27 protein-coding genes and 1 pseudogene are annotated in these 24,485 nt (G+C 38.3%); 8 read left to right on the forward strand and 20 right to left on the reverse strand.

Going from position 1 to position 24,485, the window contains the following annotated elements; genetic code table 11:
* Positions 1-142 precede the first annotated feature (142 nt).
* Positions 143-553, reverse strand: a complete 411-nt coding sequence (gene tnpA / locus LI074_RS05755) for an IS200/IS605 family transposase (RefSeq protein WP_025580237.1) — start codon at positions 551-553, stop codon at positions 143-145.
* A 572-nt stretch (positions 554-1,125) separates the two neighbouring features.
* Between tnpA (LI074_RS05755) and LI074_RS05765 the strand changes: the two genes are divergently transcribed.
* The 5 genes and pseudogenes from LI074_RS05765 to LI074_RS05780 all read left to right on the forward strand — a co-directional run bounded on the left by LI074_RS05765 (position 1,126) and on the right by LI074_RS05780 (position 3,514).
* A complete protein-coding gene (locus LI074_RS05765) occupies positions 1,126-1,299 on the forward strand; it encodes a hypothetical protein (protein WP_173681671.1) in 174 nt (57 codons plus the stop codon).
* Complete coding sequence (locus LI074_RS05770) at positions 1,274-1,624, forward strand: type II toxin-antitoxin system RelE/ParE family toxin (RefSeq protein ID WP_243246204.1); 351 nt, start codon at positions 1,274-1,276, stop codon at positions 1,622-1,624. Before LI074_RS05765 ends, LI074_RS05770 begins: the two co-directional genes overlap by 26 nt.
* A gap of 220 nt (positions 1,625-1,844) precedes the next feature.
* Positions 1,845-2,186 carry a plasmid mobilization protein gene (locus tag LI074_RS05775; RefSeq protein WP_173697998.1) on the forward strand — a complete coding sequence of 114 codons (342 nt, stop codon included), beginning with the start codon at positions 1,845-1,847 and terminating at the stop codon, positions 2,184-2,186.
* Positions 2,135-2,575 (forward strand): annotated as a pseudogene (locus LI074_RS18120) (relaxase/mobilization nuclease domain-containing protein); the annotation flags it as partial. The gene LI074_RS05775 and the pseudogene LI074_RS18120, both read left to right, overlap by 52 nt.
* Positions 2,576-2,617: 42 nt before the next feature.
* Positions 2,618-3,514 (forward strand): hypothetical protein, encoded by an 897-nt coding sequence (locus tag LI074_RS05780; protein ID WP_420314066.1) that lies wholly within the window; start codon positions 2,618-2,620, stop codon positions 3,512-3,514.
* A 23-nt stretch (positions 3,515-3,537) separates the two neighbouring features.
* Here LI074_RS05780 and LI074_RS05785 read toward each other — a convergent pair whose 3' ends face one another.
* Entirely contained in the window at positions 3,538-3,951 is a 414-nt protein-coding gene (locus tag LI074_RS05785) for a winged helix-turn-helix domain-containing protein (protein WP_005426519.1), read from the reverse strand.
* Between the two features lie 118 nt (positions 3,952-4,069).
* Here LI074_RS05785 and LI074_RS05790 point away from each other — a divergent pair, with 118 nt between their 5' ends.
* On the forward strand, positions 4,070-4,444 hold the full coding sequence (locus tag LI074_RS05790) for a BlaI/MecI/CopY family transcriptional regulator (protein ID WP_173698012.1): 375 nt from the start codon (positions 4,070-4,072) through the stop codon (positions 4,442-4,444).
* Positions 4,445-4,454: 10 nt separating this feature from the next.
* On the forward strand, positions 4,455-6,251 hold the full coding sequence (locus tag LI074_RS05795) for a BlaR1 family beta-lactam sensor/signal transducer (RefSeq protein WP_173681670.1): 1,797 nt from the start codon (positions 4,455-4,457) through the stop codon (positions 6,249-6,251).
* A gap of 27 nt (positions 6,252-6,278) precedes the next feature.
* Here LI074_RS05795 and LI074_RS05800 read toward each other — a convergent pair whose 3' ends face one another.
* The 14 genes from LI074_RS05800 to LI074_RS05865 form a co-directional block, all read right to left on the reverse strand.
* Entirely contained in the window at positions 6,279-7,526 is a 1,248-nt protein-coding gene (locus LI074_RS05800) for a DUF6070 family protein (protein WP_118339508.1), read from the reverse strand.
* The gene (locus LI074_RS05805) at positions 7,513-8,670 is read right to left on the reverse strand and encodes a DUF6070 family protein (RefSeq protein ID WP_055052404.1); all 1,158 of its coding nucleotides are present in this window, start codon (positions 8,668-8,670) and stop codon (positions 7,513-7,515) included. Before LI074_RS05805 ends, LI074_RS05800 begins: the two co-directional genes overlap by 14 nt.
* A 40-nt stretch (positions 8,671-8,710) precedes the next feature.
* Entirely contained in the window at positions 8,711-10,813 is a 2,103-nt protein-coding gene (locus tag LI074_RS05810; RefSeq protein WP_173681669.1) for a penicillin-binding transpeptidase domain-containing protein, read from the reverse strand.
* 401 nt (positions 10,814-11,214) lie between these two features.
* Positions 11,215-11,532 carry an arsenic resistance protein gene (locus tag LI074_RS05815; protein ID WP_055058979.1) on the reverse strand — a complete coding sequence of 106 codons (318 nt, stop codon included), beginning with the start codon at positions 11,530-11,532 and terminating at the stop codon, positions 11,215-11,217.
* A 19-nt stretch (positions 11,533-11,551) separates the two neighbouring features.
* Positions 11,552-11,851: an ArsR/SmtB family transcription factor gene (locus LI074_RS05820; protein WP_173681668.1), complete on the reverse strand. Its 300-nt coding sequence runs from the start codon at positions 11,849-11,851 to the stop codon at positions 11,552-11,554.
* Between the two features lie 136 nt (positions 11,852-11,987).
* Positions 11,988-12,698, reverse strand: coding sequence for a succinate dehydrogenase/fumarate reductase iron-sulfur subunit (locus LI074_RS05825; protein ID WP_330594089.1), 711 nt, complete (start codon positions 12,696-12,698; stop codon positions 11,988-11,990).
* A complete protein-coding gene (locus tag LI074_RS05830; RefSeq protein ID WP_173681667.1) occupies positions 12,695-14,239 on the reverse strand; it encodes an FAD-binding protein in 1,545 nt (514 codons plus the stop codon). Before LI074_RS05830 ends, LI074_RS05825 begins: the two co-directional genes overlap by 4 nt.
* Positions 14,236-14,775, reverse strand: coding sequence for a hypothetical protein (locus tag LI074_RS05835; RefSeq protein ID WP_008703787.1), 540 nt, complete (start codon positions 14,773-14,775; stop codon positions 14,236-14,238). The genes LI074_RS05830 and LI074_RS05835 overlap by 4 nt, the downstream gene beginning before the upstream one ends.
* A 10-nt stretch (positions 14,776-14,785) precedes the next feature.
* Positions 14,786-15,304 (reverse strand): DUF6921 family protein, encoded by a 519-nt coding sequence (locus LI074_RS05840; RefSeq protein ID WP_173681666.1) that lies wholly within the window; start codon positions 15,302-15,304, stop codon positions 14,786-14,788.
* Positions 15,305-15,320: 16 nt separating this feature from the next.
* Positions 15,321-17,675, reverse strand: coding sequence for a heavy metal translocating P-type ATPase (locus LI074_RS05845; protein ID WP_173681665.1), 2,355 nt, complete (start codon positions 17,673-17,675; stop codon positions 15,321-15,323).
* Between the two features lie 59 nt (positions 17,676-17,734).
* On the reverse strand, positions 17,735-18,094 hold the full coding sequence (locus LI074_RS05850) for an ArsR/SmtB family transcription factor (RefSeq protein ID WP_005330964.1): 360 nt from the start codon (positions 18,092-18,094) through the stop codon (positions 17,735-17,737).
* A 267-nt stretch (positions 18,095-18,361) separates the two neighbouring features.
* Positions 18,362-19,465: an RNA-guided endonuclease TnpB family protein gene (locus LI074_RS05855; protein WP_173698000.1), complete on the reverse strand. Its 1,104-nt coding sequence runs from the start codon at positions 19,463-19,465 to the stop codon at positions 18,362-18,364.
* A complete protein-coding gene (gene tnpA, locus LI074_RS05860) occupies positions 19,462-19,869 on the reverse strand; it encodes an IS200/IS605 family transposase (RefSeq protein WP_173698001.1) in 408 nt (135 codons plus the stop codon). The genes LI074_RS05855 and tnpA (LI074_RS05860) overlap by 4 nt, the downstream gene beginning before the upstream one ends.
* 98 nt (positions 19,870-19,967) lie before the next feature.
* Positions 19,968-20,195 carry a hypothetical protein gene (locus tag LI074_RS05865; RefSeq protein ID WP_173680742.1) on the reverse strand — a complete coding sequence of 76 codons (228 nt, stop codon included), beginning with the start codon at positions 20,193-20,195 and terminating at the stop codon, positions 19,968-19,970.
* A 179-nt stretch (positions 20,196-20,374) separates the two neighbouring features.
* Here LI074_RS05865 and LI074_RS05870 point away from each other — a divergent pair, with 179 nt between their 5' ends.
* Positions 20,375-21,523: an SLC13 family permease gene (locus LI074_RS05870; RefSeq protein ID WP_173680743.1), complete on the forward strand. Its 1,149-nt coding sequence runs from the start codon at positions 20,375-20,377 to the stop codon at positions 21,521-21,523.
* Positions 21,524-21,641: 118 nt separating this feature from the next.
* Here LI074_RS05870 and LI074_RS05875 read toward each other — a convergent pair whose 3' ends face one another.
* From LI074_RS05875 to LI074_RS05890, 4 genes are all read right to left on the reverse strand, one after another.
* On the reverse strand, positions 21,642-22,409 hold the full coding sequence (locus LI074_RS05875; RefSeq protein WP_173698002.1) for a carboxymuconolactone decarboxylase family protein: 768 nt from the start codon (positions 22,407-22,409) through the stop codon (positions 21,642-21,644).
* Between the two features lie 28 nt (positions 22,410-22,437).
* The gene (locus LI074_RS05880) at positions 22,438-22,908 is read right to left on the reverse strand and encodes a flavodoxin (RefSeq protein ID WP_026648204.1); all 471 of its coding nucleotides are present in this window, start codon (positions 22,906-22,908) and stop codon (positions 22,438-22,440) included.
* Between the two features lie 126 nt (positions 22,909-23,034).
* Positions 23,035-23,913, reverse strand: a complete 879-nt coding sequence (locus tag LI074_RS05885; protein ID WP_055052408.1) for a LysR family transcriptional regulator — start codon at positions 23,911-23,913, stop codon at positions 23,035-23,037.
* Between the two features lie 221 nt (positions 23,914-24,134).
* The gene (locus tag LI074_RS05890) at positions 24,135-24,455 is read right to left on the reverse strand and encodes a nucleotide pyrophosphohydrolase (RefSeq protein ID WP_008703857.1); all 321 of its coding nucleotides are present in this window, start codon (positions 24,453-24,455) and stop codon (positions 24,135-24,137) included.
* Positions 24,456-24,485: the final 30 nt, after the last annotated feature.

Genomic DNA, 24,485 nt, shown 5'->3' on the forward strand with positions numbered 1-24,485 from the left:
CTTTGTAATGCTGACGCTCGTAATTACAGACATTCCAGAGCTTGGATGCTGCATAACACATATGCCCGATGAGGTTCGCATATTCCCGGCTGACCTTTATGGATGTTTTCTTTGACAGCAGCATTTCCTCTCCTCCATCGTATCAGTACGCTTTGCTCTGATGTTCGATATACCTGCGGATATTTTCTTCCGATACAGATCCAACCGTTTCCACATAATAGGAATGGTTCCACAGCTCTCCTTTCCAAAGCTGGTTTCTTATTTCCGGAAAACGTTCGAAAAGTTTCCTGCCGGAGATCCCCTTCAGGTATTTCACGATCGCAGTTATGGATAATTTCGGAGGGGCTGACACAAAACAGTGTACATGGTCTCCTTCCCCACATTCAAACAGATGGATCGTAAAGCCCTTATCTTCTGCGATCTCCTGCACCAGTTCCTGCAGATATGCCTCGACCTCCGCATTTAATATCTTCCGCCGGTATTTCACTGACCATACCATATGGTAATTAATATTACACACACAAGTGCGGTAATGTATAAGATTTTCTTTCATACATATAGTATACCATGATATCAAAAATTTCGCAATAAAATATCGAACATATTTTCTTTTTTATAATGCTGGATACAGCTTTTTATAGAAAAAGCTAGTTAACTTAAATGAAAAACTAAATTCCGGTTTTGGACCAAAGGGGAGAAGTATAGTAACAATATTTTTCCTTAAAATCAATAATAATACTTCATCTTTAGAAACTTTTGAGGATCAGAACGATTATTTATTGGGATAAAAAACGAACAGCAAAAACAGAATAGAACAACGGGTAAAAGAATTACGAAAGGCTCATAATCTTACTCAGAAAACGCTCGCTGCCAAATTACAACTTGCAGGATATGATTTTAATGATCTGGCAATCCTGCGAATTGAACAAGGCACACGTTTCGTTCCCGACTACGAAGTTGTCGCACTGGCCGAAGTATTTAATGTTTCCTGCGAATATCTTCTTGGTCTGACGGACGCTCCTGCAAAATAATTTAATTGTATTGCTTCCAATTATATGCTAGACTATGGATAGATACTTCTGAACAACATACACTATTTATAAACCGTATGATTGGAGTGATTTCATGGAATTAACAAAAAAAATCCCTACAACCGATAAAAGCCAGGAAAACAATCATCTTCTCCGCATGTTAGACCGGGGAATTGATGATATGGAAGCTGGTCGTGAATTGCCACTGGAAGATGCTTTTCGCAAAATCGCAGAATTAAGGGATGCACGAAGAAATGCAAGAATATAGAATTATTTTAACCTGGGAAGCAATTTACGATGTCACAGACATTGCAGATTATATTGAAGAAGAATTCGGCCAGCAACGTGCTGACCGTTTTCAATCTGATCTGAAAGAACAAATGCAGAATTTAAGCCAGTTCAGTACTGCCTTTCCCCGAACTCAAATTCTGTACAGAGGATATTCCATACATAAAAGATCTTTTCCGCCATCTATTATTTTTTATATTATAATGGAAGAAACAAAAGAGATTCATATTCTCCGAGTGTTGCGCCATGAACGAGATTGGGAAAATATCCTGTTGCAAAGATCAACTTATACATATCCGGAATAAATAGCTGGAAGCCGATCAGAGATTTTTCTGAAAGGTATCCCTGGTCCTCTCATATTTTATAATTTCTTAATTTGACGCTTCCGCCTACTCCTGTTAAAATAAACTGTAGACACATCTGTCCAAAACATCATACAGCCAAGTAATATAACTGTCATAGCCGAACTGGTTAGACAGTTTTTTTGTACTCTTTTTTATAGAAAAAACAAATTGGAGGATTTCAATGAGCAAACGTACCAGAACTCATCCCGTACAATTTTATTTAAATGATGATGAACAATACATTTTAGAAGAAAAATATCGTCTTTCCAGAATGAAAAGCAAATCTGCCTTTCTACGGAAAATAATCTTATATGGATTTGTATATGAAGTAGACTACTCTCATATCCGAAAAATGAATAACCTGCTGGGCAATATCAGCAGCAATTTGAATCAGATCACCCATCGTATAAACAGTACCAATACAGTTTACCCAAAGGACCTGGACGATATAAAGGAGTTAATGGAAAAAATATGGCAGTTACAAAAATCCATGGTATCAAAACAACCGTTGATAAAGCAATAGAATACATCTGCAATCCAGATAAAACTGACCAGAATCTATATATTTCTTCCTTTGCCTGCTCTCCCGAAACAGCCGTTCTTGACTTTAAATACACTTTGGATCATACACATGACTGCAGAGATCCGCACAATACAAATAAGGCATTTCATCTGATTCAGGCATTTTCCCCTGGTGAAGTTTCCTATGAAGAAGCCCATCAAATTGGCAAAGAACTTGCGGATCGCTTACTGGAGGGAAAATACTCCTATGTTCTGACAACACACACTGATAAAGGTCATGTACATAACCATTTAATTTTCTGTTCTGCAGATAACATCACTTTTTCTCATTACCATGACTGTAAAAAGAATTACTGGAAAATACGAAATCTCAGCGACACTTTATGCCAGGAACATAACCTGTCCACAATTATGCCAAATGGTAAAAAGGGAATGAAATACAATGAATGGGCTGCAAATAAATCTGAATCCAGTAAAAAAGCGCAGCTGCGAAAAGATATCAACCAGACAATCCGAATCGTTTCCACTTACTCAGAATTTCTTGCATTTATGGAAGCTAAAGGATATGAAATAAAAAACGCAGAATTTGGCGAAAACAGCAGGAAATACATTACCTTTCGTTCTCCCGATATGTCCCGTCCAGTGCGTGGAAGTACTAAATCTTTAGGAAAAAATTTTACTAAGGAACGTATCAAAGAACGTATTGAGAATAAACTCCAGAGAACTGCCATTTCTTCTGTTCGCAAGAAGTTAATAGACACCAACGCTCCCAATATAACAGGAAACATCGGCCTTCAGAAATGGGCAAATAAGGAAAATTTAAAGATTGTTTCTACTACATATAGCCAGATGCTTACACATAATCTACATAATTTTTCAGAACTTGAAAGCCGCATAACCTTGTTACATATGCAACAAAAAGAGGTAAATACCACTGTCGTCTCTCTTGAATCACAGATCCGACATCTTCGAGAACTGCTAAAATACGCTGAACAATATCAGAAAAATAAAATTTATAACGACCATTATAAAAGCTCAAAAGATTCGGATCGTTATTTCCGTAAATATGAATCTCAAATTATCCTTTTCGCTGGTGCCGAGCATATTTTACAGGAAAATGGTATAGACCTGAAACAGCTCAATACCAATAAGTTACAGGCTCAAATTTCAGAGCTTATTTCCAGAAAGAAGTCAATAAATACTCAATATGTTTCCTTTCGGAAAGAAATGAAAGAGTTGGAATTGATACATCAAAACTTGTCCAAGTATCTAAAACCGGATGATCCTGAAATAGAAAAATCTTCCCATAACAAACTTCCTTCTTTGTAAAACCATAATAATAGGCAGTGATTTCACTCGCTGCCTAAATTCCCGTTAAACCGATATCCTACACCTCGTACTGTTTGTATATATAATGGTTGTCCAGGATCATCTTCTATTTTTTCTCTGATATTGCAGATATGTCGCATAACCACATTATAATCACCGGAATAAGGTTCATTCCATACCAGATCATAAACCATTTCTTTTCCAAATATTCTACCTGGACTTTTCGCTAAAAGAAGTAAAATATCATATTCATATTTTGAAAGATGAACATCACTATCATTCTTTTTGACAATTCGTTCCTGTAGATATATTTTTAATTCTCCAAACCTTATAATTTCCGGTATGAATTGGTTTTTATGTTCCCAGCTAGTCAATATGTTTTCACTTATGCTTCCATTAGCATCTGTGATTCTCTCAATAATTTCTATCTTTTTCACCTTTATTGCCTCTACATTATTAATTTTATATTCTATATATCATCTGCCATTTGACTTTTTTCTTCTACAAGTAATATAATATATTTATTACATATGTAGGATTTAGCAGGAGGATTTTATTATGTCACTACCCCAAATTTCAGAAGCCGAATTTGAAGTTATGAAAATTGTATGGAAATATGCTCCCATCAATACAAATGAAATTACAGAAAAACTTACTCTAACTACCAGCTGGAGTCCAAAAACAATTCAAACTCTTATCAAGAGACTTGTTTCCAAAAAAGCTCTTTCCTACGAAAAACAAGGCCGGGTATTTGTCTATACTCCATTAGTCCAAGAAGATGAATATATACGCCAGGAAAGCAATTCTTTTTTAAAGCGATATTATAATGGAAATCTTTCTTCTATGCTGGCTTCTTACCTTGAAGACGATAAGCTCTCTTCAACAGAAATTGATAACTTACGCCATTTATTATCAAAACATCAGAAATAGGAGGTTTTGAATGAGCAACTGGATTATCCACTTTTTAATCAGTAATATCTTCATATGTATTTTTACACTTGTAATAATCGGAACAAAAAAACTTCTGAAAAAATATTTATCTGCGGCTACACAGTACCATCTCTGTTTTCTTTTATTTTTACTACTTGCCGTGCCATTTTTTCCTGTACAGATTCATGGCTCACAACTTTTTTCATGGTTACATTTTTTTCAAACTGACTCAGGACTTAACTCTGGTACCGACACGCTATCCGAACTTACCAGTAATACACAAAATATTTTGTTAAACCAGGTGAATGATTTTTCAGTTTCCATCAGTAGTCAATTTTCTGGAGGCTTGAATACCATACTCTTTCTAATATGGATAACGGGTGTTATGATTATGTCAGTCCTCACCCTTCATTCATTAAACTATGTACGTTCCATAAAAAGATCTGCTCTCCCGCTTCAAAATCAGCAGGTAAAAACTATTTATTACAATTGTTTAAAGGAACTTAAAATCTCTCACCCAGTATCAGTCTACAGTACTGCATTTTTAAAATCACCAGTTTTAATCGGAATAATACATCCCAGAATTTACATTCCCATCCATTTAATTTCCGAACTGAATCCTGATGATATGCGTTTTATGCTGCTACACGAATTACAGCATTACCGTCACAAAGATACATTTATTGGCTTCCTCATGGTCATAAGTAATATACTCTACTGGTTTAACCCTTTTGTTTGGTACACTTTAAAAGAAATTCTCTGTGACCGTGAAATAGCCTGTGATTCTGCTGTATTGCAGATGATTTCTGCTGATGAATACCAAGCTTATGGAACTACACTGATTAATTTTGCAGAAAAAATATCCTCTTTTTCCTCTCCACTGGCAGTTGGAATGTCCGGAAATTTCAGGCAGATGAAACGACGTATTCTCAACATCGCCGTTTTTAGGAAAGAAACTCTTTATCAAAAAATGAGAGCATTGATAATTTATCTGGTCATTAGTGCTGTTTTTATTGGATGTACACCCATTTTATCCATTGATGCCTCTACTCAAAGCGTATATCATTTTAGTGATACAGACAAAAATATCTCCCTGTTAGATATATCCGAAACATTTGGAACATATGATGGATCATTTGTTTTGTATGACAATAATTTGGATTCCTGGAAAATATACAATCTTGAAGAAGCCACCAAACGTATTCCGCCAGAGTCTACCTACAAAATATACGATGCATTATTAGGGTTGGAATCCGGAATCATCACACCAGAACACTCTTCCATGACATGGAATGGTGATGCCTTTCCTTTTCCATCCTGGGAAGCTGATCAGGATTTAAACTCTGCTATGCAAAATTCCGTTAACTGGTATTTCCAGGCAATTGATTCGCAGCTCGGAATTAACAGAGTCCAGGGATTTTTGAATAAAATAGAATATGGAAACCAGACAACCAGTTCAAATCTGGATTTATACTGGTCCGATTTTTCATTAAAAATCTCGCCTTTAGAGCAAGTAACATTATTGAAAAAATTTAACACAAATGAATTCCATCTAAATTCCCAAAATGTATTTTCTGTTAAAAATGCTATAAAAATTGCCAGTACACCTAATGGTAATTTCTACGGAAAAACTGGAACCGGTCGTGTCAACGGACAGGATATCAACGGCTGGTTTATCGGATATGTAGAAACTTCCGATAACAGCTATTATTTTGCAACCAATATCCAAAGTGATTCTAATGCAACTGGCAAAAAAGCATTTGAAATCACTTCTGATATCTTAAAAAAATTACATATATGGAATTAACAAATATGAAAGGGCTGATAGTTGTTATCAGTTCTTTCTTTTTATTCTATATTGATATTTGGGAACTTCTTTCGTACCATTATTCAGAATTTTATTCCCCATATATTTAAAACTCTTATCATCGTTGAACTTAACAGTCAGCTCACTTGTAATAACGGCATCATTACATATAAATGTATCACATACAGCATCAACAACCAGCACATTGTTTCCCTCTCCGCTATCTCTTATTTCAACGACCTCCGGTAAAGATGTTCCAAAATAAGTAGGGCTATAATTTAAACAACCTAATCGTTCCCAGTCATAAGTTTGATGTTCCGAATCAAATACTGCCCATTTTTTAATTTGCTCCGCTGTTATCGGCAAAAACTCCATTATCAGATTTTCAAACTCTTCTGCCGGAATTCCACTTGAGTTACCTGAAAACTCATATCTCTCCCCGTATTTCATTCGATATAAATATTCATATAAACCATTATAATCTAACCCTTCCATATCAGATCTATCCCAATCAGAACATAAAAGATTATTCCCCTGATATCCAAGCAAATACACACACTTCTTCGAAACTTCCCGGCATTCATCACTTAAAGGTTTAATTCTTATCATAGAACTGCCATCAACCGCTTCTGATACTTCCGGATACTTTGGAACGCATAGCGTATAACCAAACCAGCCTTTTTCTGTATATTTCCATTCTTCTATCCTTGTATACGAAACATATACAATAGATGGATTGTCGTTCATACCCCAAACAGCTTTCACAGCCAGCAAATACATATCTGTCCCATCATAATTGAATTTGAGTCTTTCTATCCCACCATCCCTGTTAATCCTATATAAGACGATATCTCCTGTCAGATCCTGTTCTGCCCTGAAAAGAAATTCTTCCATTTTAGAATAATTAGCCATATTTGAATACGGCGCTGATGTAATAACAGGGACATTTTTTTCCTTTAATACTTCCTGCATTTCTTCCATTACTGTCTCAGAAACTACTACATTCGATGAAGTTCCTTTATCCGCCTTTTGATAAATGGCTTTCATCTGATTCATAACATTCTTACAATCTTCAATAGCTTCTTCTTTCACGACTTCATCTACTGGCAAATCATATCCTCTTTCTTGTACAGCATAATTCGCAGTTTCCTGTGAAATATATTCTAAATCAGCCCCTTTACATTTTGTATTTCCTATGAAAAAGCATCCCAAAATAAATAAAACACTCACCATCTTTTTCAGTTTTCTTTTTGTACTCATATCAATTATCTCCATAACATTCCTCCCACTTTTCGTCTGATAATCTTTCCGTATACCAGGTAACCTCTATTTCTGACCTTGATACATAATTGGATACATATTGAAATCTATCTTTATCTAACAGCCGAATGGTTACGCTATGACAAAACGCCTGATCTAATTCTTTTTGTGGCCATACCGCATTTACTTCCAGTGTTATTGTTCCATCTTGATTTTCTATGTAGGAAACAACTTCCGGATATGGAATATATGGTGTGGGAGCAAAATCATATACGATTCCTCTGGTTCGATACCGATATGTCTGTGTTTCCGTGTGAAATACCGTTCCTGTCTGCAGTATCTCTGCGCTTATATTAAAATATTTTTGAAATATCGCTTCAAATGATTCTTTTGGGATTTCATAAGTCTTTCCTTCCTTAAATTCATCAGTTTTTTCTTCCATTGAAAGTAAACGGTCAAAAACATCATAAAAATTTATTCCATCATAATTTTTTTCACTCCAATTAGAAGTAAACAATTTATTAAGTGTATATCCAAAAGGAAGTATATATTTTCGATTCAGCTCCCTGCATTTTTTATTTAACGGCACTACCCGAAAGGCCCGATATCCAGACGGTCCATCATATCCAGCCGGATGATATTCTTCCATAAAGAAATACCCGTTTTCTGTATATTTCCATGAATTAGCTCTAAACTCATGATAATATGTTTCCTGCCAAGTATCCTCTTTCCATTTAAAAGAGCTTACTTCAACGTCTATTTTCCCCTGTTTGGTTTTCAGATCATACCGAATAAAATGATCTCCTGCTATAACTTGAAATATAGTAGTTTTTCCATTCTTCTCTTTTTCTGCTTTTTTCAAAAAATCATCTACTTTAATACTTTGAACCATATCCAGCTGATTGTAGGAATCAATTACTGCATATCCATATTTTCCAAAATAATCCATACTTTTTTGTATTGTACTCAGCTCATATAGTGCATTTTCTTTCGCAGCATTCTCATATATGCTCTGATAGTCTTCTGCCAGCATTTCACACTCTCTGTAAATTTTTTCTTTCGTATCTTCAATTGTCTTTTTCTGCTCTTTCTTTATGCCACATCCACTACAGACAGCAAGAAAAATAACTCCCCAAAATATTTTCCAAATTTTTTTCATATCATTTTCCTCTTACATTTGTAATATTTAAAGGTAAAAATTATTCATTACCGAGATATTCATCCAGTATCGCCTTATCCTTTTCCACCACATAACCGCTTCCTCCAATATCTTTCACATTCTCTACCATACTGATGAGCAAAATAGGATTCTCTGTATCTCTATCTGTAGTAAAAACTGTAAACCAGCCAATTTCTGTTCCAGATGTATCTTCTTTTGTAGCTTTCAGTTCCGCTGTTCCGGTTTTTCCTGCTAATCTAATGTCTTCCCGGCATGCTCCATAACCAGTTCCTTCCGGGTTATTCACTACACCCTCTAACCCCTCCATAACCTCCGAAACAATTTGTGGTGAAAAAGCATCTTTTATCCAGATTTCACTGGAAGTGCTTCCACCATCCGCGTGAAGATATGGCTTTATCATATTTCCATCATTTAGAAAAGCCGTATAAATGCTTGCAAGATGCAAAGGATTTACCAGAATCTGTCCCTGTCCATACCCACTGTCAGCAAGCTGGATTTCTGTTTCTATCTTGTCCATATTAGAATATTGGGACTCTGACATTTTAATATCAAATGGAAGTTCCTGATTAAATCCTATTTGATTTAGAGACTGCATCAGTTGATCCGCACCAATTTTTAATGCTGCTTTTGCAAAATAAATATTATCTGAATAAATAAGCGCATTTTTCAAGATCACAGGTTCATAATCATGAAGTGTAGTCACTGTATAATCTCCCCACGAGGAATCTTTCTGCCACGCCAGACCCTCATTTCCAAAATCGTCATTTGCAGTAAATGCCCCCACTTTTAATCCAATTGCAGCAATTACAGGTTTAAAAGTTGAGCCAGGACACCATGTCTGGCGAAAGCGGTTGTATAAAGGCCTATCTTCATTTTCATTTAATGCACTCCACTGGCTGTTGTCCATTCCACGTACAAAATCATTATCATCATAAGATGGCGTACTTACCAACGCCAATACTTCCCCTGTGTAAGGATTCAAAGCCACAGAACATCCTCTGTCTTCTTTAAATTGTTCATAAAGAGTACTTTGAAGATCACCATCAATCGTAGTATGGATATCTTCTCCATCTTTTCTAGGCTCATATGCAATAACACTTTTTTTATTTCCATTTGCATCTACAATACAGATTTCACACCCATCTGTTCCTTTTAGTTCTTTTTCATAAAGCGTTTCCAGTCCAGTCTTTCCAATCACACTGTTTGTACGATACCCTTCCCCTTTATGTTCCTGCAAATCTTCGGCTGTAACCGCCTGTACATACCCTACCAGATGAGAGGCAACTTCTTTTAGATAATAAGTTCGTACTTTTACATCAGATAACATAATACCTGGAATCTTCAATAATGTGTCCTGCTTTTCTTTTTCTTCCAGAACAGTTTTATCCGGATTCACTGTCAGAAGATCGACCTCTTGTATTTTAGGAATTGTTGCTACTGGTACAAAAGAATCTGCTTTTACCCAACCGGCTTCTAACTTATCCTCAATTTCGTCTGCTCCAATTCCAAGATACTCTGCCAGTTTTTTTATTGTATCTTCTCTGTTCTCCATCCTGCCCGGAACAATTCCTACCGAAGATGCAGTTCCCTCTCCAGCCAACTGACGACCATTTCTGTCTAAAATATCTCCTCTCTTTGCCTCTTCTGACGTTACCTGAACTTTATCCGTTGCAGATAACTCTGGAAAAATCAACTGATCCTGCCAGATTAAATGATATCCTGTCCAATCATGTGAAAATACCGCATCGTTGGTAAATTCTACATTTCCTGCAGCAGTCTGCATATTTGTTGTATAGGAAACTGCCGCATTTCCGTTTTCTTGTCTTTTTACTGTAATATCGGTTATGGACAGATCAGACATCTCAATGCCTTCATATATTTTAGAATTTCGTTCTATAAATTCTTCCTTACTGTTCATGCTGCTTTTTTTCTGATCCAGCATGGCATACATTTGCTCATATTCCCCTTTTTCAATATATTTCATATATTCCATTAGTCTTTTTTCAGGAACATTACAATTCATTATTGTTACAATACCGATTTCACCACCAATCAATATACCGCTAAATAAAACTATTTTTGTGATAATCTTCGTGTGTTTTTTTCTTTTCTTTTTTCTCATATAGTTTTATTTCTCCTTTTTTCATATTTTCTTAAATATTACACTTGTAATATTTAAACGTCAAGCTTTTTCTTAGGTTTATATATGTAAGATTTGGATAAAAAAGAAAGGGCATCTCAAAGCCTTCTTTGATAAAGAACTTCACGACACCCTGAGGTAATGGTTTCTCCGGATGTTTCCCAAACGCTATAATCACTCTCCAGAAGAACCAAAAACGATTTTTAATTTTCTCTCAGAAAAAAAGAACTACTCTAAATCTGCTGATCTTTGAAATAACCCTGCTCGTTTCTTATAATCACAAACATATTCAGGCAACACATTCTTTGCTGGCAGATTATTATAGCGGAAAACGCAACAAATCCCTTTATTAACTTTTGTTCCATATATTTCCTGTACCAATCCTATTGTTTCATCATCTGAACAAAAGCTCTTCGGAATCTCCCTAGCCAGTTTACAATCCATGTAACAAATAAACCTTTCGGGTTTTTCCCGATATTTTTAATACTCTTGAAGTCAACCTTCATCATCATTGGATAGATCATAATCCATATAAGAACTGCCAGCGGAATAGAAATTCCTGCATATTCCAGATAGTTCAGTGCCTCTTTCATTCCCGGAAGAAAATGTCCCAACATAATTCCTATAAGCATACAGATAATTACCCATACAGTCAGGTAACGCTGGAAAAAACTAATTCCTGAATTTGATTCTTTTTTCATGATATCTGCTCTCCTTAAATTATTTACAACAATCCCCGTCACCGCATCCAAGGCAAGTAAGGGATTCTATAAAGTGTTTGTAATTCATCAATGTCTCACAATTCAAAGAATAGTGATGCCATTTTCCTTCCTTACGATCATTCACAAGGCCGCATCTTACCAGTATCTTCATATGATGGGATAAAGTTGGCTGGGTAATTTTAAATCTTTCCAAAAGTTTACACCCGCACTTTTCTCCATCCGACAGCATCTGTACAATTTCCAGCCGGTTCGCATCGCCCAAAGCCTTGCATATCAAAGCCACATCCATTGCATTCATATTGACACCTCACATTGATCATTGTCTATGTTCAATATAATATATACATAGATATTTGTCAATGTATGTATTTTAAAAAAAGAGAATCAAGTTTTTGATTCTCTTCATACATTCATTATAGCTTTTATCATCCATTTTATTTGCCCCAAACAGCCGCTGCATTCGACCTTACAAGCAGTTCTTCCACAGGCAGACCAATCGGACAAATATCATGACAAGATAACGACTTCCCGCATCCCTCAAAATATTTCTTCTTATATTCAGCAGAAATCTCATTCAAATGAGTGCTTTCCTGTTCTTCATTCAGAATCCGAAATGCGTTGACTGCAGCAACAGCACCTGCGAAAGTCCCATTTGCAGAGAAGTTAGGACACACTTCAAGGCAGCAGCCACACATCAGACAGCGTGCCGACTGGTATCTCGGTTCATGTGTCCACGGATTCATATAAGCTTCACTTTCAAGCCAAAGGTTCAGTTTTTTCAAATTTTCAAACAGAATTGACCGGTCAACGATCAAATCTCTTACAAGCGGAAATTTGCTTAAAGGTTCCAAGGTGATTGTAGAACCTTTTAACGTATGTAGAAATGTAGAGCATGCCAGCCTCGGACGTTCGTTAATCAGCATGGCGCAAGCCCCACATTTTCGCACCATGCAGCTACATTCCCAGCTGATGGGAGTAACTATATTCCCTGAATTATCTTTCAAAGGGGTTCTACTGTTCAATTCCTTTAGAACATTGGCAACAGAGCTGTTTTTGCTTCCGTCAAACTCAAATTCCTGCCAATAACTATCTGATTTCTGACTCTCCTGCCGCCTGATTTTTATTTTATATACCAAGTGAATCACCGCCTTTCTGGAACAGGTACAAAGGAAATCTGTATCTGCTTTCCATCAAATCTGGCTACCGTTGTTTTAAGGTAATCATTGTCATTGCTCTTCGGATAATCCTCCCGCCAGTGTGCACCACGGCTTTCTTTTCTTGCAAGAGCACTCTTTAGAACTGCCATGCCAAGCAATGGAAGATTTCCTGTCAGCGCTTGTACCGTTTGAATCCCATTTAACAACGTATTCTCATTTCTGACAACGCCCATAGTCTCCTGCATCACTTTGTTTAATTGCTTTATTTCTGAAATTTGAGACGCTGGTGGAAAATCTATCTGTGTCGCACAAGATAGATCTACTACATCTGCCTGTTCACATGCTGATTTTGCCGCAACACGTCCTCCGTATAACGCTCCTAACAGAGAATTTCCACCAAGACGGTTGGCACCATGATATTGGGCACAGCATTCTCCGGCAGCGTAAAGATTCTGAATCGGCGTTCTGTGCTGCTCATCCACCAGAATACCTCCCATAAAATAGTGAATTCCCGGTAAAACAGACACCGGTTCCTTTCGTATATCTTTATGCAGATAGGTCATACAATCGTCTGCCAGACCAGATAGCTTATTTGAAATAATCTCCTCCGATATTTCCGTCATGTCAAGAAATACCTCTGATTCATGGCTGACCTTCCATATCTCTCTGGCGGTAATATCTCGTGGCATCAGATTTCCAAGCTCCGGGTATTTTTCCTCCATGAAATACCATTGTTTTCCATCTTTCATGGCAAACAACCTGCCACCTTCCCCTCTGGCCGCCTCGCTGATGAGCATGCGTTTTCCACCACATTTCACAGTTGTCGGATGATACTGGATCATCTCGCCATTTGCCAGAGGAACACCAAGCCGGAACAATTCTGCGGTGACTTCTCCTGTATTGCTCAGCGAACCCGTTGTATTTCCAAACAATCCGTGCATACCACCGGTGGCAACAATAACCGCATCCCCCGGTAATTCCACAGTCTCCTGACTGTATTCATCCCTGATTACGCAGCCACAACAAATATTGCCACACAGACGAAGTGTTAGGAAAGAATGATGGCTGAACCGTTCTACCATACCAAATGCTTCTTTCCTGCGAACAGCGTCTATCATAGCTGTCATGATCTGCTTCCCGGTATCGCTCTGTGCAAAAGCAGTCCGTTTCTTTTTCTGCCCGCCAAAATTTCGCAGATCCACATCATCATAGCCACTCATGTTAAATTTAACTCCAAGTTTTAGCAGCCAGTGCACCAGCTCCGGTGCTGCCTGTGTCATTCCCCAAACTGCATTTGGATCTGCCAGACCACATGCTGCCTTTATTGTATCTGTAAAATGTTCTTCGGGACTGTCGTTTTCATCTTTTGTATTCAAAGCTGCGTTGATACCGCCCTCCGCCATAACAGACTGTGCCCGCTCTGACGGAAGGGAGGAAACCAGTTTTACATTGCATCCATTTTCCGCTGCCTGCAAAGCCGCTGAAAGTCCTGCCAGTCCAGCACCTATAATAATAATTGTCTTACTCATAGATATTGCCACCCAATATAATAGAAAATAACTGCGCCCGCTATAAACAGAAGGAGCACCGAAAGAATCAAATAAATATCACCCCTTCGTTCTTTATAACTGATGATTCCCAGCGATACGAGCAATGGGCGGATATTGATAAAAATATGAACAAAGATTGCCGCCACGAACAAAAGCTGAGTTACCATCTTTACCGTTGTAAAAGGGAACAAAATATATGTCCCATTCTGCACCTTTCCAAACAAGCCAATATGGAAGAACAGCAGGATCAGTATTGCCAGCCCACTGGCTCGTCTCGCCCAAAATATGGCGTTCTGTTTCAGATACATTTTTCCGGATTGCTTCGCTGTCTGTAAACTCTGAACTGTCAGGATGACACCAATCACCGTATGCACAACAAGAATACCAACACCAATCCATGCAAGAAGTTTCCCTGCACTACTTCCAACTCCGTTCAGCATAAAGCTTCCCATGATTCCATGAATCATAAAAATGAGAAGCATTAAAACAGACAAAATCGTATTCCATTTTCTCATAAATTCCCGCTCACCTCATTTCTTCGCTGTCCATGATCATATAGTCCATCTGTGATAACGTTGTAACGTCAATAAAATCATCCGATGCCAGGAATACATCATACTTTCCACTTACCACTCTTGATAGCATCATTGTGTTACTGTACTCTTTCAGATCTACGAAAAAACCGGCCTGTTTCAACCTGTCACAGAGTTTCTTAGCATAACTGGCAAGCGGATAATCCGTCTCAGATACATATAACCGAAAACTAATGTCCGTTTTCATGAGATCTGTTTCATTTGTTTCCGAATCGTCCAGTGCCAATTCTTTTAATTTATTCCGGGTGTTCTCGTTGTCGAGACCATCTGACATCATATTAATACCGAGAACATAAGAGCCTTCCAACTGTGCGGAGGCTTGAGCCGCCTTTTTTGACTTCGGTGTTGCTCCTGTGACTGCATCAATCATAGAAGGCGGTGAATGTAATATGACACCAAAACCTACAAGAAAAACAATCGTAACAACTAACAGAATCAGTTTTCGTTTCACATTCCCACCTCATTTCCTATTTTTTCAAAATTCTCATTGCGTTCAAAACAGCAATTATGGTAACGCCTACATCACCAAATACAGCTTCCCACATTCCCGCAATACCAAGAGCGCCAAGAATCAGGAACACACTCTTAATTCCAAGGGCAATCACTATATTCTGCATGACAATTTGCTTTGTCGCTTTTGCCACATCAATCGCATCCACCAGCTTAGATGGTTCATCTGTCATCAGAACCACATCCGCAGCTTCAATGGCCGCATCTGAACCAAGACCACCCATTGCAATACCAACATCCGCACGAGCAAGGACAGGAGCGTCATTGATACCATCACCAACAAAAGCTAATTTGCTTCCCTGTCTCTTTTTACTGTCTAAAAGCTCAACCTTTTCCACTTTTTGATCAGGAAACAGTTGTGCATAATATTCATCCAACTGCAATTCTTCCGCAACAGCCTTTCCGATTTTTTCATCATCACCAGTAAGCATGACTGTTTTTTCCACACCGATATGTTTCAAATCAGAAATTGCTTTTTTGCTGTCCGGCTTTACTTCATCTGTTATCAAAATGCATCCGGCATATTGACCATCTACTGCTACATAAACCTTTGTACCAACTTTTTCACAGGCTGTGTACTCCACATGCTCTGAATCCATAAGTTTCGTATTGCCGGCATAAACTTTCTTCTTTCCTGCCATGGCACTGATTCCATATCCGGAAATTTCCTTGTAATCAGAGATAACTGATTGGTCAATTTCTTTTCCATAAGCAGAGAGAATGGATTTTGCAATAGGATGGTTAGAAAAGCTCTCTGCCTGGACCGCATACTCCAGAACCTGTTCTTTTGAAAATCCATTTGCAGGCAGAATATCAGTCACATTGAAAACACCCTTTGTAAGTGTTCCAGTTTTATCGAACACAATAATGCTGACATTATTAAGCGCCTCTAAATAATTACTTCCTTTTACAAGAACACCTCGTTTAGATGCCGCACCAATACCTCCGAAGAAAGTCAGCGGGATTGAAATGACCAATGCACATGGGCAAGATACCACAAGGAAAACAAATCCTCTGCGAATCCACTCTGTCCAACCTCCACCAAGAAGGATCGGTGGCAGAATTGCCAGAATAGCTGCTAAGATTACAACAACAGGAGTGTAATAACGTGCAAATGTAGTAATGAAATTTTCTGTTGGTGCTTTTCTACTGGACGCATTCTCCACAAGATCAATAATCTTTGAAGCAGTAGATTCACCAAATGCTTTCGTTGTCTTAATCGTTAAAACACCCGTCTGATTCATACAACCGGAAAGTGCTTCGTCTCCTTTATGAACGCTTCTCGGAACCGATTCTCCAGTTAAAGCCCTCGTATCCAGCATAGAATCTCCATCCAATACCACACCGTCTAATGGGATTTTTTCACCAGGCTTTACAATAATAATCTCACCAATGGCAACACTTTCAGGAGATATGGTAATCAATTCTCCGTTCCTTCTGACTGTAGCACAATCCGGACGTATATCCATTAAATCTGATATAGATTTTCTGGAACGCTCAACAGCCAATGACTGGAAAAATTCACCAACTTGATAGAACAGCATAACAGCAACTGCTTCCGGATATTCACCAATGACAAAAGCACCAATCGTAGAAACGCTCATCAGGAAATGTTCATCAAACACACGTCCCTTTGAAATATTCCTCACAGCTTGCCATACAACATCCCCGCCAAGAATAATATAGGAGACAATGAGAAAAACTAACTCGACAGGCAGTGGCACTTTCGCAAAAACTGTCAATGCCATACCAATACCATAGATTGCTGCGCCAATCGCTAAACGAATCGTCAACTTCTTGTCCTCATTGTTATAGGATGTATTGGTATCCTGTTTTTTTGCAGGTATATAGTATTCCTGTGCAATTTCGGAAACTTCTACATCTGGCTCATGGCTGTGGACAATCGTTTCAATCTGACTGGCTATTGTATTTGCGGCAACTGGAGCAACATTGATTGTCAGCGTCTGCTTCATCAAATTTACAACTGAGGATTGTACTCCATCCAATTCTCCGACTTCTTTTTCAATTTTTGCGGAGCAGTTCGGACAGTCCAAGCCCTTTAACAAATAACTCTTTGTAACGGGGATAATTGTTTCTTCCTGAACCTCCACATCTGGCTCATGACTATAAACAATCGTTTCAATCTGACTGGCTATCGTATCTGCGGCTGTCTGAGTAACATTGATTGTAAGCGTCTGCTTCATCAGATTTACCACTGAGGATTGCACTCCATCCAACTCTCCGACTTCTTTTTCAATTTTTGCGGAACAATTTGGACAGTCCAACCCTTTTAATAGAAATATGCGTTTCATGCTAATCTCCTCATAATTTGTTTAATTGTTCAATTACTCAACTATAATGTTAAAAAATATTATTTCTGCCAAAGATGTTCAAATCCCTTGTCAATAATCTCTTTCACATGATCATCTGCCAGCGAGTAGTAAACTATCTGTGCTTCTTTACGGAATTTTACCAGATTCGCAAGGCGTAATGCCTTTAACTGATGCGAAATTGCAGATTTTGTTACCCCCAGTAGCACTGCAAGATCACATACACACATCTCACTCTGTTCTAGAGCGTGTAAGATTTGTACTCTAGTTCCATCTCCAAATAGCTTAAACAAAGAAGCCAACTGGATATAATCATCTTTTGGCTGCATCTTGGATTTCACATCATTCACAATATCCTCATGAATTACATCGCAATTACAAATATAAGACGTTTTTGGCATATATTCACCTCCAAATAATAATAGTTGAACAATTAATCAACTATTATTATACTTATTTTTAAATTTATGTCAATAAGCTGATGTTAGTTCCCCATAAATTTTACAAGTGACATGCTCCCACCACTTAAATCCCAGATTTTGAAGTGGGGGCTTCTTGCTCAATGACTCTACTGAGCCAAGTATCTACAAGCTATCCTCGCGTGCCCCGCGATTCTTTTTGCCCGGACACGGGTGTATTTTCTTACTTATTGTCCGGATATGGACAGTTTATACTGCCAGCATCCTTCTTGCCTCTTCACGGATATTGATCGCTGCATTTCGATCTCTGTCCATCTTATTTCCACACGTGCAGCAGTATACTCTTTCAGATAATCCCAGCTCTTTTTTTATCTTTCCGCATTTACTGCATTTTTTGCTTGAAGGGAAAAAGCGGTCTATCTTTACTAATTTCTTTCCCTTCCAGGCAAGCTTATAATCCAGCATATTCCGGAACATCCCGTATCCATTATCCTGTACACTTTTCCCAAAGTGCAGGCACTGGCCCATTGCTTTCATATCAATATCTTCTACCGCGACTATATCGTACTGGTCTGTGATCCTGCGGCTCAGTTTATGCAGATAATCCTTTCTCTGGTTTCGTATTTTTTCATGGCATCTGGCAACTTTCTTTTTCTGCCGCACATAATTGCGGCTTTCTTTTACACATCTCGACAGTTTACGCTGCTCCCTTGCCAGCCTTTTTTCATTTCTTCTGAAGAATCCTGCTTTTTCAAGTTCAATCTCTTCTGAAAACACTGCCATCCCCTGCATCGCATAATCAATCCCCAGTATTTTGGCATTGCTGTAATCTTCATCTGCTGCTTGGTTTTCGCAGCTGTATCCTTCATACAGCAGACTTGCAAAATACTTTCCGGACGGCTCCATACTGACTGTCACTGATTTCAGACAGCAGTTTTCCGCAGGCTCCCTGTGTTTTTTCATGGAGATCCATTTTAATTTTGGAAGCCGGATCCGCTTATCTTCTACCAGAATATTTCCGTTGACTACATTTGTTGTGTAGCTGTTTTTGGAGTGATGTTTTGACTTGAAACGTGGAAATCCAACCTTGGGATCACGGAAAAAATTCTTATATGCTTTCTCCAGATGAAGCTGAACATTTGCCAGTGCCAGCGAATCTACTTCTTTCAGAAATGAATACTCCTTTTTATACATGGCTGGTGTATTTTTTAACAGTTTTTTCGTCTTTTTATACTCCCGGATCTTGTCATTAAGCATCTGGTTATACAGAAAACGGCAGCAGCCAAATGTTTTTCCCAGAAGTATCTTCTGTTCTTCTGTTGGATAGATCCGGAAACGATATGCTATGTTCAATGCTTTTTCTCTCCCTGGGTTTCGATGTATTGACGGATCACTTCAGCTGGTGTGTCTCCTGCCGTCAAAAGGCAGAAACTCTGACTCCAGAATGATTCTTTCCAAAGTTTTTCCCGGATTTCCGGATACTCTTTTTTCAGCAGCCTGCTGCTGGCACTTTTATATGCATTGATAAATTTACTGAGTTCCGTTTTAGGCTGTGCACGAAACATTACATGCACATGGTCAATATCATGATTCCATTCCTCCAAAACAATTCCATATCGGGGTGCAATATATTCCCATATTTCTTTTGCTCTTTCTGAAATTGGGTCATTGATAACTTTTCTTCGATATTTTACCACCATGATCAGATGATAATACATCAAATATACTGAATGTGCATTGTGATCTATTTTTTCCATAAAAACAGTCCTTTTTTGATCTTTTACCTTATCGACTGATTCTATTATACCATGAATCGCGTTGCAGAACAAGTGTTCTTTTCTGTTTTTTTTGCAATTCATCTCCCACCTATAGAGAAAGGAGAAGTCTTGCTATATATTATGTTAAAATATCCGCACATATCGTAATGCCCCGTCTCAAAGGTAATAAGCCTTACTCCATATTTTGCGGCATTAATTTTCATGCTCTTTTTCATGTCATTTGCAAAATCTATAAATTCCTTGGAATTTTTCCCATAGTCATCTTTTATTGTTTTTCCCTGATATTTTCTGTATAGTTCTTCCAAAACGTTTTCCTTTCATATTCTGAACTTTTGAAATGATGTCGCCATTGATAACATTTTTATTACACAGGAATGAGGCGGTAATCGCAAACACAATCCACAATACAAAATGATGTTCTTTTTTTCTGGATGTTTCTGTGATATACTTTTACGCGGTCGTATCAGACCGGAAAGGAAATATTATGTTACAAAAATTATATGTTTTTTTCAGGAAAGAAACCGTTTTGTCAATTGCAGTGATCCTGGCGCTTCTTTCTATGTTCTGGGTCAGACCGGATAAGGCTTATTTTACTTATATCGATTTCAGGACTCTCGGGCTCCTCTTCTGTTTGATGGCAATTGTAGCTGGTTTGAAGGCTGTTGGTGTTTTTGATATACTTGCCAAAAAATTGCTGATGGGAACATCGGGAACTGTGGGTGTGATCAGGCTGTTGGTACTCTTATGTTTCTTCCTGTCAATGGTGATCACCAATGATGTGGCATTGATTACTTTTGTTCCTCTTGCACTGATCATTGTGCATAAACTGCCAAAGGAACTGGGCAATTACTGGCTTCTTAAAATAGTAGCCATGCAGACAATCGCTGCTAATCTCGGAAGCATGCTCACACCAATCGGAAATCCGCAGAACCTTTATCTATATGCCAGAGCAGGGATGTCCGCGGCAGAATTAATAACCCTGATGCTTCCCTATTCCGCCACAGCACTTATCCTTCTTCTGATATGGATACAGGTAGCCGCTGCCAAAGCACCTCACGTATGCGGTTCCGAAAAAAATAAAACTCTTTTGGGATTCTCTGACAGAAAAGAACTTAACATGGAATACCTGGCCGCTTACCTGATCTTATTTATAATCTGCCTGCTCACTGTTGCACGTATCATTCCATACCAGATTCCTCTTGTATTGGTTCTTATATATATGCTGCTAAGAAACAGGGAAAATATAAGCAGGGTGGATTACTCCCTGCTTGCCACCTTTATCGCATTATTTATTTTTATCGGCAACCTTGGAAGGATTCCGCAATTCAGCAGTTTTCTGGAAAGAATCATGGCAGGAAGGGAAACATTTACTGCTGTTCTTGCCAGTCAGATTATGAGCAATGTTCCCGCTGCGCTTCTTTTATCCGGCTTTACAGATAATTACCGGGCTTTAATTGTCGGAACCAATATTGGAGGTCTCGGCACTCTGATTGCATCCATGGCAAGCCTGATAAGTTTCAAATATATTGCAAAAGAAAACAGGAATCTGAGAGGGAAGTATTTGGGAATATTCACAGCCTCCAATATTATATTCATGATATTCATGTTAATATTGTATTTTTTTCTTAGATAAAGGTTTTCCCGGAATTACAAAAGCTATAGCAATTCTTTCTTCGCAAAAAATTCTCCGCGGCACTCTCCCATCCTGGAAGAAAAGCCGCGGAGAAATAAATATATTTTTTTCAACCTTCCTATTTTAGTTTTCTATATTCTTCATCACTTACCGGTTCAAGCCATTCATTGGAACTATTTTCGCCCGGAACTTCTATTGCCAGATGTGAAAACCATTCATCCGGTGCGGCGCCATGCCAGTGTTTCACTTCTGCCGGAATATTGATGCAGTCGCCTGGCTTCATTTCTACAGCATCTTTCCCTTCTTCCTGATAATATCCTCTTCCGGCAACACATACCAGGATCTGTCCTCCCCCACTTTTTGCATGATGGATATGCCAGTTATTTCTGCATCCTGGTTCAAATGTCACATTGAAAATTCCAACCTGAGAAGTAGAAATCGGTGCAAGAAAACTCCTGCCCGAAAAATACTGTGCAAAGCCATCGTTTGGTGCACCAATTGGAAATACCATCTCTTTTGCATGCGCCCGCATCGCTTCCTCTTCGTATGGCAAATCTCCCTCGCCTGTTTCCCACACTTCCTTTGCAAGATTGAAAACAGCCCATGCTTTTGGCCAACCTGCATAGAATGCGGCATGTGTGATCACTGCAGCAATCTCTTTTTGTGTCACACCATGATTTTTTGCATTTTGAAGATGATATCTTAAAGAAGAATCCGTAATTCCGGAAGCCATCAGAGCAACCACTGTAATAATACTTCTTGTTTTTACGTCGATGTCCTGGTTATTCCAGTTTTCGCCGAAAAGTACATCATCGTTAAAATGTGCAAATTCCGGTGCGAATTCACCAAGTGTATTTCTTCCTGCTGTCTGTACTATTTTTCCCATATTCTGTATACCTCCATAACGCTGTTATTTATAAAGAGTTTACCCATTCAGTGATTTCCTGTTTCGTTCCACAATTTAACAGTCTGCCTTCTGTAATAACTGCGTCTGATGCAGATGACTGCAATTCTTTCACAGTGTTCCCAAATCCACTTCCTCCGGATGTTGCAAAAAGCACAATCTTTTTACCACTGAAATCGTAAGCTTCTAAAAATGTATTGATGATTGTCGGAGCCACATACCACCAGATTGGGAATCCCAGAAGGATCTCGTCATAAGAACTCATATCCATCTCTTTTTTCATAATCGCCGGTCTATATTTTTTATCACTCATTTCCACACTGCTTCTGGATTTTTTATTCATCCAGTCAAGATCAGGCTTTGTATATGGAACTTTCGGCTCAATCTCAAACAAATCCGCTTTTGCTTCCTCTGCGATCATCTGTGCTACTTTTTTTGTTGTACCGCTTGCACTAAAAAATGCCACTAATTTTTTACTCATAATAAAAAGCCCCTTTCTATACGTATTTTTCACAAAAAAATAGATGTATAAGATTTACATTCATCTTACACATCTATTTTAAGCTCTATCGCTTCATCATGTCTAATGCTTATATTGAATTTTGTTTTATGCCTGAAAAGCATTAATCTCCTCGATCATTTTACGGACTGCCAAAGAATATGGGATATTCCGTCGCCAGGCAATCACCGTACTAGTCTTGATTTCAGGAGAAATTCTTCGCTGTACAAGAATATCCTCTCGCCAATACTTTGCAGCACCCTCAATTGAAATTGGATACCCCAGTCCATTTGCCGCCATAACTCCGGCATTCGTTCCAAGATTACTCGTAAAAGCAATCTGTAATTTTGAAAAGTCTTTCCCAAACCAGTTGGCAAGTTCACTTTGAACGTTCATTCTTTCCGGCAGGATCAAGGGCTTTCCAATAAGATCTTCTTTTTTTATAAACTCTTTTTCTGCCAGCGGATCATCCGGCCGCATTCCGACACACCAGTGATCGCAATCTGTGATCCGGATATAATCCAGCCCTTCGGTGTCCACCGGCTCCATGAATAATGCAATATCTACAATTCCTTTGTTCATCATCTCATACACTGCATCTGCTGTTGCAGTATGCAATACAATCTGAACCAGCGGATATTTTTCTTTATATGTTTTACATATCTTCGCCAATGTCTCCACTGCTGCAAATTCACCGCATCCAATGGTTATCGTGCTCTCTACAACCTCTTCTTTTCCTTTCAGTTCCTCAAGCGTCCTTTCCTCAAGATTAAGAATCTCCAAGGCACGCCTTTTTAATAAAATTCCTTCATCAGTGAGCGATATTTTCTTCCCGTTTCGAATAAATAATGTTATTCCCAGGTCCTCTTCAAATGCCGCCATTTGTCTGGATAGCGTTGGCTGGGTAATATGCAATTGTTCTGCTGCTTTTGTAAAGCTCTGTTCTTTTGCTACTGTTAAAAAATAGCGTAATAATCTTAATTCCATATCTTTATATTCCTACAAATTTTTCTTGTAACCATTCTATCATATTGCATCCCAGACATATCTGCACAAAATACCGTGGGTTATTTTTGGATTATTTTCTAACCGCCTATGCCCTTCAGACTGTGATTTTACTGGCTTTTGGGCGAAGCTTTCAAAGAGTGCCGTGGCATATAAATAGTATTTTTATCATTGTTCTTATAACGCCTCTTCCTTTTCCACTATTATAGCTGATCGTACTTGGCCGCACTCCCTTTTGCCTTATCTACCGGATACTTTGCTTCATTCTGCGACATCTTCATATTTATGATTTCATCTGCATCCAGTTCCAGTTTGTCTAACAGATTCTGACTATAAACCAAAACATCCGCCAATTCCTCCTTGACATGTTGCAGATCATATTCTTCATCAGACCACTGAAAACACTCTAATAACTCTGCTGCCTCAATTACGATTGATTTTGCAAGATTTGCCGGCGAATGAAACTGATCCCAGTTTCGATCTTCTGTAAATTTTCTAATTCTGTCTATTGTTTCATACTTCATAATTAAATACTCCTTTATTTTGCTACTTCT

The sequence above is a fragment of the Blautia sp. MSK18_10 genome (assembly GCF_020553185.1).
Lineage (GTDB): Bacteria > Bacillota > Clostridia > Lachnospirales > Lachnospiraceae > Blautia_A > Blautia_A wexlerae.